Annotated in this window: 10 protein-coding genes; 8 read left to right on the top strand and 2 right to left on the bottom strand. The window is 45.4% G+C overall.

All coding sequences use genetic code 11. From position 1 onward, the window contains the following. Positions 1-2 precede the first annotated feature (2 nt). From EV146_RS05070 to EV146_RS05085, 4 genes are all read left to right on the top strand, one after another. Positions 3-560, top strand: a complete 558-nt coding sequence (locus EV146_RS05070; protein WP_219916253.1) for a hypothetical protein — start codon at positions 3-5, stop codon at positions 558-560. Positions 561-883: 323 nt separating this feature from the next. Next, on the top strand, positions 884-1,273 hold the full coding sequence (locus tag EV146_RS05075; protein ID WP_132002857.1) for a GntR family transcriptional regulator: 390 nt from the start codon (positions 884-886) through the stop codon (positions 1,271-1,273). 16 nt (positions 1,274-1,289) lie between these two features. Then, the gene (locus EV146_RS05080; RefSeq protein WP_132002860.1) at positions 1,290-2,387 is read left to right on the top strand and encodes a DUF1648 domain-containing protein; all 1,098 of its coding nucleotides are present in this window, start codon (positions 1,290-1,292) and stop codon (positions 2,385-2,387) included. Positions 2,388-2,953: 566 nt separating this feature from the next. After that, on the top strand, positions 2,954-5,362 hold the full coding sequence (locus tag EV146_RS05085; protein WP_132002863.1) for an immune inhibitor A domain-containing protein: 2,409 nt from the start codon (positions 2,954-2,956) through the stop codon (positions 5,360-5,362). Between the two features lie 406 nt (positions 5,363-5,768). Here EV146_RS05085 and EV146_RS05090 read toward each other — a convergent pair whose 3' ends face one another. Further along, entirely contained in the window at positions 5,769-6,191 is a 423-nt protein-coding gene (locus EV146_RS05090) for a hypothetical protein (RefSeq protein ID WP_132002866.1), read from the bottom strand. 446 nt (positions 6,192-6,637) lie between these two features. Here EV146_RS05090 and EV146_RS05095 point away from each other — a divergent pair, with 446 nt between their 5' ends. Then, positions 6,638-9,196, top strand: coding sequence for a LamG-like jellyroll fold domain-containing protein (locus EV146_RS05095; protein WP_132002869.1), 2,559 nt, complete (start codon positions 6,638-6,640; stop codon positions 9,194-9,196). Positions 9,197-10,022: 826 nt separating this feature from the next. On the opposite strand, the gene EV146_RS26810 is transcribed toward EV146_RS05095, so the two are convergent. Continuing rightward, positions 10,023-10,229, bottom strand: coding sequence for a hypothetical protein (locus EV146_RS26810; protein ID WP_199232658.1), 207 nt, complete (start codon positions 10,227-10,229; stop codon positions 10,023-10,025). 22 nt (positions 10,230-10,251) lie between these two features. On the opposite strand from EV146_RS26810, the gene EV146_RS05100 reads away from it, so the two are divergent. The 3 genes from EV146_RS05100 to EV146_RS05110 all read left to right on the top strand — a co-directional run bounded on the left by EV146_RS05100 (position 10,252) and on the right by EV146_RS05110 (position 13,257). Further along, positions 10,252-10,959 (top strand): HAD family hydrolase, encoded by a 708-nt coding sequence (locus EV146_RS05100; protein WP_158287009.1) that lies wholly within the window; start codon positions 10,252-10,254, stop codon positions 10,957-10,959. A gap of 32 nt (positions 10,960-10,991) precedes the next feature. Then, positions 10,992-11,870: an AraC family transcriptional regulator gene (locus EV146_RS05105; protein ID WP_121610870.1), complete on the top strand. Its 879-nt coding sequence runs from the start codon at positions 10,992-10,994 to the stop codon at positions 11,868-11,870. Between the two features lie 103 nt (positions 11,871-11,973). After that, positions 11,974-13,257 (top strand): glycoside hydrolase family 27 protein, encoded by a 1,284-nt coding sequence (locus EV146_RS05110; RefSeq protein ID WP_132002875.1) that lies wholly within the window; start codon positions 11,974-11,976, stop codon positions 13,255-13,257. The last annotated feature ends 26 nt before the right edge of the window (positions 13,258-13,283 follow it).

Genomic DNA, 13,283 nt, shown 5'->3' on the forward strand with positions numbered 1-13,283 from the left:
AAATGATTACAATCCTAATCATACTGGCTGAAATCGGATTTTGGATTTTTATCCTGGCAGGACTTGTAACGAGGTATAGGTTAAAAAAGGAAAAATTGAGCTTGTGGCTGTTCGGCATGACGCCGCTCATCGACCTCATGCTGCTGATGTTCACCGCGTTTGACTTGAAAAATGGGGCGGAAGCGACCTTTGCCCATGGATTAGAGGCAATCTATATTGGAGTCTCCATTGCTTACGGCAAACAAATGATTCAGTGGGCAGACCGGCAATTTCAGTATTACTTTCTAAAAATAGACAATCGCCCGAAGAAGCTGTACGGTCTGGAAAGAGGAAAAAAAGAAATGCGGGACTTTTTCAGACATCTGCTGGCATTTATCATTGGCGGAGCCTTCTTGGGAGGGATGATTTACTTGTCGGGAAAGGGATCATCCAATGCGAAAACCTTAATGGGGGTATGGAATAAGTGGTCCATTATTTTGGGCATCGACTTTCTGATTTCATTGAGTTACATCCTGTTCCCTGACAGCAGAAAAAAGGGCAGCAACAGGGAAGCCAATTAAAAATCGCCAAATAAAAAATGCCCGCAGATGGGGCATATTAGACTAAATAGAAGTATGTCATGATAAAGAGGAAATTTATAAAGACTTTTGCCGTCATTATTCAACACATCCTATTCTGATGGAATGCTGCGTTTAAAAGTGCTGCCCATTGGAACAGCCATCTCCCATTTTACAGCATTTGGGTGTACAATTTCGATGGTTATTATTACCTGTAGTTGTTTTCGTTAAGGCGCCGGAAATTCTCCGGCGTTTTTTTATGTTTGTTCTATAAAATATAGAACAGTTCTGTTATAATGTAAGTAGAACAGAATGGAGGGACAGGAATGATCATACAGTTAGAACCTCAGTCTGATATTCCGATTTATACGCAGCTGACGAACCAAATCATCGAAGGAATTGCCACCGGATTTTTACAGCCTGGTCATTCTCTGCCTTCGGTCCGGGCGCTGGCAGCCGATCTTGGCGTCAATATGCATACCGTCAATAAAAGCTATCATGAACTCGAGAAGAAAGGGATCATCTCCATCATTCCAAAATCAGGCGCGGTGGTCCGGCCGCGGAAGGAAATCAGCCAGGAGGCCGGCCATGCCGAACGAATTTTTGCCGCCCTTAGGCCTGTGATTGCAGAGGCGCTGGTTGTCGGGCTGGATCAGCAGCAAATTGAGAAGCAGCTCATTTCCATCATTCACGATCTAAAAGAAATAAAATCATGAAGAAGGAGGAGTACTCATGGCTTTAACCATTTTATTGATCACGCTGGCATTCCTGGCAATGACTCAAACAGCCATTCCTTATTTAGTCAAGCAGACAGTCGTTTTCGGGGTGTCCATTCCGGAGGGAGAGGCGAAGGATGACAAGCTTGCAGCCTATAAGAGAACATACTCACTGCTGGTTTTCAGTCTATCCGCGCTGGCTATAGTTGTTTTCTGGATATGGACCGTATCCGGTAATCCGGCCGAGGGTCAATTGGTCCTGACAGGAACAGCGATCCAGTTTGGAATCATTTTCTTAAGCATGGCCCTTTATTTTTACTTTCACGGCAAGACGGCAAAGCGGAAAAGGACCGAAAAGTGGGGCGAGGACCTGAAGCAGGTGAAAATAACGGATATGTCGGCCCGCTCAAAGGATGAAATGCTCCCATGGTACGTCTATTTGCTTCCGATTGCTGTGACGCTGGGGGTGATGGGCTACACGGCCACACAATATGGCGCTCTTCCCGAACAGATTCCGACCCATTGGGGAGCAAATGGAAAGCCGGATGCCTTTACGGCTAAAAGCCCGCTCTCTGTCATTACCCCGCTGATCGTCCTTTTTTGCATGCAGGGGATGTTCCTGGGAATCAACGAGGCCACAAAGCGCTCCGGGATTAAAATAAGCGCATCAAGGCCGCAAGCTTCCACCATCCGGCAGCTGACACTTAGAAAATACTCGAGCTGGTTTATGTTTCTTGTATGTGTATTGATGACCATGCTGTTGGCCTTCCTGCAGCTCACCACTATCCATGAGGGCCTGGCTGATGATGCGGTGATGATGATTTTGCCGGTCGTTTTCATGCTTGTTGTCCTGATCGGGTCCATCGTCTTTGCGGTCAAGGTGGGAACTGCCGGCCACCAGGCAGGCGAAGGGCCGGCTGCCCAGGGAATCCGAGACTATGATGAAGATGACCACTGGAAGGTCGGACTCTTTTATTTTAATAAAAATGATCCCTCCATCTTTGTGGAGAAGCGGTTTGGGGTTGGATGGACCATCAATTTTGCCAATCCAAAAGGGTACTTCCTCATTTTCGGCCCGCTGCTGATCATTTTGCTAGTTTCCTATTCTTCATAAAAAACAGCCCGAAACGAACCGGTTTCGGGCTGTTTTTTGCTGCAAATTTCATTTTACTTCGGGCACAGGACCGATGAGCCTTGATTTGCCAAGGGGTTTTTAATCAAACGTTTGATTAATAAATATTTCGGCGAAGCCTTCCGCTATTTAGATCAGCAGTAGATAGGAGCAATAATATTTTACATATAAGGGTACGGAGCCTGTGGTTAGTGGAAGTACCACGGACTATCAAAAAGGATTCCTTTTCCAAGTTAATTCTGTACGGTTTTACTATAGTAAAGTAATGTAGTGGGTAAAACAAACTAATTTTTCCGCCTGTTTTTCATAGGTAAAAAGAATCAAATTTCGGGACGCGAAATAAGTATAGTTTTAGTAAAATGGGCGGTAAACTCGCCGTTTTTTGCTTTATTTTACCAAATTCCCCATTTTGACAGGGAGTTTCCCTCCTATTTTTAGGAAGATAGTCCTTAAAATAGATTGAATGATTAAAATATAACAATATATTAAAATATTTACAATATTTTAACTCGGTGCTACAATCCATATCACAATCTATTAAAAAAGTAATGGGGGTTACAAGGGTGAAAAAGAACAGTGGGTTAAAGGTGCTGTCCAGCATCGCGGCTACGACGATCGCAGCCACAGCATTATTTTCGGCAACCTTCGCTGGTCCAAGTGCAGCGCCAGTTTCAGCTGCACCGGTATCAGCTGCGGAATCAGCGCCGATCGATTTAAACATCGTGGATCAGGACAGGCTGGCAAAAGCCTTGCAGGAAAGAGGCGTCATTAAGAAAGGTGCTTCCGAGGCGGAAGTGAACAAAGCGGTAAAAGCCTACATAAAGAAAAAGCAGGGGGAAAAGCCTGGTAAATCAGACAAGGCCCTTACGAAAGAACAGCAGGCTTTTGACCAGAAAGCAAAGGATTTCGTAACCAAACAAAAGGACAAGCTGTCCAAGCAGCTTGACAAAGGCCATGAGAATTTTAAAAAGGGCAAGCCAAACGGCGCAGTGAAAGTCGACTCTGCTAAACAGGCAAGCTATGATGGGGACGTTCGTGAGGACAAGGTGCTTGTGCTGCTGGTAGAATACGCTGATTTCAAGCACAACAATATCAAGCAAGCACCAGGCTATATGTATGCAGACGATTTCAACAAAGAGCATTATGAAAAAATGCTGTTTGGCGATGAAGATTTCGAACTTTTCAACGGAGATAAAGTAAAAACCTTCAAACAATACTATGAAGAGCAGTCCGGCGGCAGCTACACGGTTGACGGGATGGTTTCCGACTGGCTGACTGTGCCAGGGAACTATAAAGACTACGGAAGTGACAATCCTGAAGGCGGAAACGATAATAACCCAGGAACAAAAGGTCCACGCGGGCTTGTAAAAGATGCTTTGAATGCAGCTGTGGCATCGGGAATCGATCTGGCTGAGTATGATGAATTTGACTTATATGACCTTGATGGCGACGGAAACCAAAACGAGCCGGACGGCCTTGTTGACCACTTGATGGTCCTTCATGCAGGGGTTGGCCAGGAAGCTGGCGGCGGAGCGCTGGGCGATGATGCAATCTGGTCCCACCGCTGGACTTTGGATGGCGTTTATCGTGTTGATAACACGAAAGCATCTGTAGGATATTGGGGCGGCAAGATGGCAGCCTTTGATTACACAATCGAGCCTGAAGATGGCGCCGTTGGTGTATTCGCACACGAATTTGGACATGACCTTGGCCTTCCGGATGAATATGATACCCAGTACACTGGACACGGCGACACAGTTGCTTCCTGGTCCATCATGAGCGGCGGCTCTTGGAACGGTGAGATTGCCGGAACAGAAGCACCAAGCTTCTCTCCGCAAAACAAAGAATTCTTCCAGAAAACAATGGGCGGCAACTGGGCAAACATTACAGAAGTAGACTATGAAGATATCGATAAAAACGGTCTTGCAACTGTCATTGACCAGAGTGTCACGAAGTCCAAGAATCCTGGAATTGTAAAAGTGAATCTTCCAGATAAAAAGGTTCCTGGAATTCCGGTTGCTTCTGGTGAAAAATACTACTACAGCACAAAAGGCGATGACCTTCACACTGTACTGGAAACACCACAGTTTGATTTAACTGCTGCTTCAGTTGCCCAGTTTGATTACAAGCAGTGGTACGAAGTCGAAACTGATTATGACTATCTGTATGTAAAAGCTGTTACCGAAGATGGTACCTCCGTAACGCTTGATACAATCGGTGATGTTAATACGAAAGATGGGATGGAAACTTCCCTTGGCAAATGGGAAGACAAGTCTCTTGACTTAACTCAATTTGCCGGAAAGAAAGTGAAGCTTGTCTTTGAATACGTGACGGACGGCGGACTGGCTCCGAACGGTTTCGCGATGGATGATCTTAAATTGACAGTCGATGGGACAGTTGTTTTCTCTGACGACGCTGAAGGCGAAGCGAAAGTCACTCTGGATGGTTTTGAAGTATCCGACGGCTTTATCACAAAGCCTCATTATTACTATCTTGAGTGGAGAAACTACGCTGGTTCCGATACAGCTCTTCAATTCTCCCGCGGAGTAAAATATAATACTGGTCTAGTCGTTTGGTATGGCGATGACACCTATACTGACAACTGGACTGGCGTTCACCCTGGCGAAGGCTTCCTAAGTGTAGTTGACGCACATCCAGAAGCAATTGTAGGTACACTGAACGGTAAGCCAAGCATCAACCAAAGTGTAAGATACCAGGTAGCGGATGCAGCGTTCTCCCTGGACAAAGCTCCGGCATGGACAGTAGATTCTCCTACTAGAGGCCTCTATGAATACGGAGGACTTAAGGGTATATCTACATTCGATTCTGCCAATACCTACATTAATAGCATGATTCCGGATGCCGGCGTGAAGGTACCTTCCCAGTATCCAATCAAGTTCCAGGTCATCGGCGAAGCGAAAGACAACTCTGCTGGTGCCGTCTGGATCCGTAAATAAGAAATCAGAAGCACCGGGCATTATGCCCGGTGCTTTTTGATGAAAGTCCTGTTTCCTGGAGGTGACAAAGCCCAGTTCCAGAGGAAGTTACCTTTTTTTAATAAAAGCCTATAAAAATAGTAATTAAAAAAGCCAGAAAACCCAATATTCCCACTAAAACCTGGAAAAACGAGAGTCTAGAGCTCGATTCAAAAGACGTATGACAAGAGTAAATTCGAGTTATGCATCGTTCACCGACGTTTATGGATCGATTCCCGGGATTTATCGATTGATTACGGAATTTTATGCATCGATCATCATGATTTATTGAAAAACCTGTGTCCGGGCGGTGACAAGGCCCAGTTTCAGAGCAAAGTTACCTTTTTTTAATAAAAGCCAAACTATAAATCCTCAACTTAGAATGGTATTACAAACTCTTTATTAATTGTTTATCGAATTCACGCACTTTATCATATGAATCTAACAGATTTTCAGGTACCACTTTCCTCCCGTATTCCCAGGCATTTGTTTCTATTATAGACTTCAACTGTTCCTTTTCCTCATCCTCTCCATACATCAAAATCCGTGTATCATGCTTGTTTTTCTTAAAATCCAGGTAGTAACCGATTACATGATAGAGGATGATTTTAACTAGATTCTCCTGGGTTTCCTTAAATTTGATTTTTCCTATATAACCGTTAATTTCGAGGTAATTAAATTTAATGGTCTTGATGGATACATTGTAACTCATTGGTGCAGCTAGTTTATCGTCATGTGCATAGTCAAGATCTATCTTGAGTTCGTGTAACGCATTTTTGATTATTTTCTCGATGTCCCAAATATAAAGCATTTTAAAAGTTCACTAACCTTTCTGGCTCTGACCTATTTTTAGCGTGAGATATTCATCATTTTAAATAGTTTACCTCAACTATGAAACTGGAATATGACAATAGAATTACAACTTGTTAAAATATCCGCTCCAATATTGAAAAATTGATTGATATCTGATAAAAGCAATAGAATACTAAGATCTCTATGGACAATTTGATGTGGGCACTTTAGTTAGAGCCGTTGTTCACAGAGGGATATTGCTGCCATAGGAGAATTTGTTTTAATTGTGTCAATTTAAAGATAATATTGAGATTTATCTGAATTTATATTAACATTAATATGTTAATGTTTTTATTAATCTCTGTTAAGGAGGGGACAGGCCATACCATATAGTAGATAGGCAGCTTCACGTAACCAAAAAATGGATGCGCTTTCAATCTAATAGAAAAGAGGGGGAATTTTTAGATGCGTAAAAACCTAGGGCGTTTTACGATTTATATGTTGTTGCTTGTTCTGGTGATTTCCAGCACAACCTTTGGGAAAGGGCTGGCCAAGTCGGCAAAGCCGAACGAGAACAGCAATAAGCCAGGCCAGGATATCCAAGGCCCGGCACCGGTGTTTAATGATGTTTCCGTGCATGACCCTTCCATTGTAAAAGATGGAGATACCTATTATGTATTCGGCTCCCATATTGAGGCAGCCAAGTCAAAAGATCTGAAAAGCTGGGAAACCTTTACCAATGGCTATACGACACCGGACAATGCCATTTATGGGGACTTGTCCAAAAATCTGGCAGGGTCTTTTGAATGGGCAGGAGAAAATGATTCAGACAGCAAAGGAGGATTCGCTGTCTGGGCTCCGGATGTGTATTGGAATGAAAACTATGTGAACGAGGATGGATCAAAGGGTGCGTACATGATCTATTACAGTGCTTCCTCCACTTATATCCGTTCAGCTATCGGATATGCCGTTTCTGACAAAATCGAAGGGCCTTACAAGTATGTTGATACCATTGTATATTCTGGTTTCACGAAGGAAGAAGCATATGATGCCAACAGCAAGGTCAATAAAAAATGGACCAACACCAACATTCAGGACCTGATCAATGAAGGGACATTAACAGGACCGAGAACTGGCTGGTTCAACAGCAACGGCTCTTTCGCTAACGGCAATTTCCCTAACGCCATTGATGCCAACTTGTTCCGTGACAAAGAAGGCAAGCTGTGGATGACGTACGGTTCCTGGTCAGGCGGAATCTTCGTTTTAGAAATTGACGAAGAGACAGGCAAAGCCATTTATCCAGGAAAAGACGGCAAAACTGAAGATGGACGCATGATTGACCGTTATTTCGGAACGAAGATTGCGGGCGGCTATACCAAATCAGGCGAAGGCCCGTACATTGTCTATGACAAGAATACCGACTATTTTTATCTGTATGTTACCTACGGCTGGCTGGGAGTAGACGGCGGCTATAACATGAGGCAGTTCAGGTCGAAAAGTCCTGATGGTCCTTACCTGGATGCAAGTGGACAGGATGCGGTCCTGCCAGGCAATGTGGATCATACTCCTTATGGCAATAAAATTATGGGTAATTTCCTGTTTGAACGAAAAGTCGGTGACCCAGGTACAGGAATCGGTGTAGGATACATGTCCCCTGGGCATAACTCCGTCTACCTGGACCCTGAAACCGGCAAGCAATTCCTGGTCTTCCATTCCCGTTTCCCTGAGACAGGTGAAATGCATGAAGTCCGGATCCACCAGATGTTCATGAATAAAGAAGGCTGGCCAGTAGTGGCGCCATACCGCTATGCAGGGGAGGAAATCGCCAAGGTCAACCGTCAGGATCTAATTGGAGACTATAAGTTTATCAATCAAGGAAAAGACTATTCTGCTGAAATTAAAAAATCAGTATTTATCTCGTTGAATAAGGATGGCACCATTTCCGGCGATGTAGAAGGAACATGGGAGAAGGACAGCCATAATACAGCGATTATCACAATCGATGGGGCAACCTACACTGGAGTATTCGTTCGCCAGTGGGATCCGACATCAGAACGTTATGTAATGGCGTTTACAGCTCTATCGAAGGAAGGCGTATCGATCTGGGGAAGCAAAATTGAAAGCAAAACCGACAAAGAAGTGGTTGGTGCGGTCATCAGCGACTTGAGCCTTGGCGATACCGACAAGGTGATTTCCAACCTGAACCTTCCTGTTGAAGGAACAAACCACGCGACGATTTCCTGGGAGACTTCCGACTCTGCTGTTGTAACAAATACAGGAGTCATCACTCGCCCTGAAGCTGGGAAAGAAAGCGTGAAGGCTACCTTGACAGCAACCGTCACCAAAGGGGAAGTCACTGCAACGAAGAGCTTTGACATTACTGTGCTTCCTTACAAAGCAACCGGATTGACAGCAGCTTACAGCTTCGAAAGCAGTTTGAAAGACAACGATGGAAAATTCAGTGATGGTACCATCACAGGCAATCGAATTGATAATACTGGCGGGACGATCACTTATACGGAAGGTAAAAGCGGCCAGGCTGCTGTCTTTAATGGAGAATCAGGTGTACGCTTGCCGAACGGACTGATTTCCAGCAATACCTATTCCGTTTCAGTATGGCTGAAGCCAGAGCAATTGACGAATTACACAACAACGTTTTTCGGTGCGAGAGACTCCAATAACTGGGTCAGCCTTCTTCCGAACGGCCCAATTGGCGGAAACACCATGGTCTGGTCAGGAAGCGGAAGATGGTATGACGCTCCGGCCGGCCTGACGATCAACAAAGGCGAGTGGACCCATCTTGCGTTCACCGTTGATAAAGGGACCATTAACCTGTATGTTAACGGGGATAAAAAGTTCACAGGAACGAACTTCCCTGATATCTTCACCACGTCAAATGGCAGCTTCAGCCTGGGCGTCAACTGGTGGGATACCCCGTACAAGGGAGCAATGGACGAATTGCGCATCTATGAAGGCGCCCTGTCACCAGGAGAAGTAGCGAACCTGGCGCAGGCAAACCGCTAAACTTATATAGGAAAGGAGAGGCCGCGCATACAGGTTATGCGTGGCCCCTTTCTGTTACTTCCTGTATGGGAAAGCTTAAAATAAAGACAAATTACATTTATAAAGAGCAGAGCAAACTACCGCTTTTCACTATAAAACTCCGCCCGCCGCTGTCACCAGCCGGACACAGGTACTTCAATAAACTAATAGAATCGATGCATAAACGAAAATTATCGATGCATAACTCAAAATAAACAATGCATAACCCGGAACAATCGATGCATACCCCTTTGCCAGCAACCGATAAAAGTCACAGCCGCCGGGAAAAGCGCAGATATCCAACCCACTCGCTTTTGAAAACGAAAGCAAACTACCGTTTTTTACTATAAAACTGCCCCGCTGTCACCAGCCGGACACAGATTTTTCAATAAACTAATAGAATCGATGCATAAACGAAAATTATCGATGCATAACCCGGAAAAATCGATGCATAACCCTTTGCCAGCAACCGATAAAAGTCACAGCCGCCCTTAATTGTGAGGATCCAACCAACTCGTTTTTAAAAACGAAAGGCAAACTACCGTTTTTTACTAAAAAACCCCCGTTGTCACAAGCTGGACACAGGTTTTTCAATAAACTAATAGAATCGATGCATAACCCTTGGTCAAACTGCCCCGATGTCACCAGCAGGACACAGGTTCTTCAATAAACTAATAGAATCGATGCATAAATGAAACTAATCGACGCATAACTCCAAATAATCGATGCATAACCTCGAACAATCAATGCATAACCATTTGTCAGCAACCAATAAAAGTCACAATCGCCCGGATTCCGCTACTTCCTTCTATAAAAATGAAAGAAAAGAGCCCCTCTGCCCACAGCCTTTTCCAAAATATGAACTTGCCATGTTAGGAAAGAGGATTATCAGCTTAAAAACAGCTATAATCAATAGTAACAGGAAAGCAGCAGATTCAATTTCCAAAAGTTCACCAAACCCTTGATCGATCTCTACCATTAAAATAAATAAGAATAGTATTTTCATGGTTTTCATACCATTAAAGGAGGAAGCAACTATGGCGTTCTCTGCCATTTTTTTTGATTTGGATGACACTCTGCATGACCATTTGAAGCCCTTCGCTAATGCGCTTCATGAATGCGTTCTCAACTTGCCTGAGTCAGCATCTGATTTAACGTTATACAAGGAATTCCGCCGGATGAGCGATCTCCTTTGGGAGGAGTACAGCAGCGAGAAGCTTGGACTGGAAGAGCTCCGGGCGCAAAGAATCATGTTTGCACTGGAAAGCTTTGGGGTTCGCCTTTCATTTATAGAAGCCCTCCAGTTCCAGGAGCAATATGAAAAGGAGCTGTCTTCCTTAACGCTGTTCCCCGAGGTGCCAACCCTGCTTCCCCGGCTAAAAGCAGCGGGCTTTAAACTGGGCATCATTACAAATGGTCCGGTCGGCCATCAATACAATAAAATCAGAACGCTTGGCTTGCTGGAGTACGTGGATGAGGAAATGATTTTCATTTCGGATGCTGTGGGCTCTGCGAAACCAGATCCGCAAATCTTTCATTATGTTTCGGAAAAGGCCTCGCTTCCTCCTGAGGATCTTTTATATATTGGCGATACCTGGGCAAACGATATTGATGCACCGATCAAGGCGGGGTGGCAGGCGATATGGTTCAACCACCGCATGAGGAAGTCTGAAACCAGCGTTCAGCCTTTGGCGGAAATCAATCAATTAAGCTCGATTTTAACTATAGTAAACACCAACTCTTAAAACAAGAATGGAACGGCGAGGAGCAATTAGTTATGTCCAATCAATACGGCGTTTATGGCTTTCGATTTTTGGATACATTGGATAAGCCTTTTTATAAGCTTTACGCTCTGGGCTGCCAGAAGGTGACGGAGCATTCATACAATTGGGATGGACTGAAACGGGTGGATGGCCCGCTCTTGCTGTTTCAATACACCCTGTCCGGCTATGGCCATATTGAAATCAATGGAAAGACGCATAAACTGGGGCCAGGCAAGGCTTTTATGGTTGAAATTCCGGGGGCGCACCGCTATTTTCTGCCGAAATCCAGCAAGAGCTGGGAATTCTACTTTGTTCAATTCAGGCCCGATTTCATCCAGAGGGAGTGGAGGGAAATCACGAGGAGTTTCGGTCCGGTTGTGGAATTGTCAAAGGAAAGCCCTCCCGTCCTGTTCCTTCAGCAAATCTTCCATTCGGCGGCCAGGAAACAGATTACCGATGGGTACCGCGCTTCCTCCATTGTCTATCAATTCATCATGGAGCTGTACCGGCTCGGGACCGCCAATAAAAAGGAAAAGGCAGCTTGGCCCGAAAAAATCCGGCAGGCCGCTGCCCATATGGAAAACCAGTACGTGACTCTGCAGAGCCTGGAGGAGATTGCCGAGAGTGTCGGCTTGTCGAAGTACCATTTTACCCGGTCATTTAAAAATACCACAGGCCTGACGCCGATTGAATTTTTAACAAAGGTCCGCATGGAGAAGGCGGTTTCGCTTCTTCGCTCAACGGCTTTGACCGTCGAAGAAGTGGCCAGGGAAATTGGATATTCCAACGGCAGCTATTTTATAAAAGTGTTCAGGCAATGGACGGGATTCTCGCCTGGGGAATTCCGTCACGGAGAGGAAATGGTCTCGTTCAGCCAGATGACCTTTGACTAGAAGGCAGCAATATTTTACACATGGAAGCAAATCTTTATTATAGATGCCGCTTCCATGTTTTTTTATGATATTAATGATAAATCAAAGATAAGGAGCCAAAAGGATGAAGCATCTTCGATTCGCGGAAACCCCGCCGATGGGCTGGAACAGCTGGGACTGTTACGGCGCAGCGGTGAGGGAAGAGGAAGTAAAAGGAAATGCAGAATATATGGCACGGGAATTAAAGCAATATGGGTGGGAATATATTGTAGTTGATATCCAGTGGTCTGAACCAGGTGCCAACTCGTCGCAGTACCGGCCTTTTGTGCCGCTGGAAATGGATGCGTTTTCCCGGCTTGTACCGGCTGTGAACCGTTTTCCTTCAGCCGCGGATGGAAAGGGTTTCAAGCCGCTGGCTGATTATGTACATAGCCTTGGGCTGAAATTTGGCATTCATATCATGCGCGGCATACCGAGACAGGCGGTTCATGACAATACGCCGATAAAAGGAACGGACGCAAGGGCACGGGATATTGCCCACCCTAATTCCATTTGTCCATGGAATACGGATATGTACGGAGTGGATGCTTCAAAGGAAGGAGCGCAGGAATACTATAACTCCCTGTTTGACCTGTACGCCTCGTGGGATGTGGACTTTGTCAAAGTGGACGATATCGCGGCATCGCGCCTCTATGGGATGCATCTTGCCGAAATTGAACTGATCCGGAAGGCAATTGACCAGTGCGGCCGGGACATGGTGCTGAGCCTGTCACCTGGACCTGCGCCGGTTGAGCATGCGGAAGAGCTGAAAAAGAGCGCGAATATGTGGAGGATGACCGACGATTTCTGGGATCACTGGAACCTGCTGTATGCGATGTTTGAACGCTGCGAGAAATGGGCGCCTCACACAGGCCCTGGAAATTGGCCGGACTGCGATATGCTGCCGCTTGGCCATATTGGCATCCGGAGTGTCGATGGCGGCGGCGGGGACCGCTATACCCGGTTCACCAAAGAGGAGCAGATTACGATGATGACGCTTTGGTCCATATTCCGTTCGCCGCTGATGTTCGGAGGAGAGCTTCGCGATAATGATGACTGGACTCTGTCCCTCCTGACGAATGAAGAGGTCATCAAGGTCAATCAAAGCAGCACCAACAGCCGCCTGGTTTACCGGGAAGGCGGGAAAATCGTCTGGGCTGCGGATGGACTCGATGGCGAAACCTATGCAGCTTTGTTTAATACTGGAAATGATTTTACAGAAATTGGTGTAACTCTTGACCAGCTGGGTATTAAAAAGAGGGATGTAAACGTAAAGGACCTTTGGAACAAAAAGGAGATCGGCCCGGCAGAAAATGAAATTAGCATGGAACTTCCAGCCCATGGAGCCTGTCTCTTGCGCCTGCGTTAAGAGCTGCACTGATATTCTACTGGAAA

The organism is Mesobacillus foraminis (assembly GCF_004340465.1).
In the GTDB taxonomy this organism is placed as follows: Bacteria; Bacillota; Bacilli; order Bacillales; family Cytobacillaceae; genus Mesobacillus_B; species Mesobacillus_B foraminis.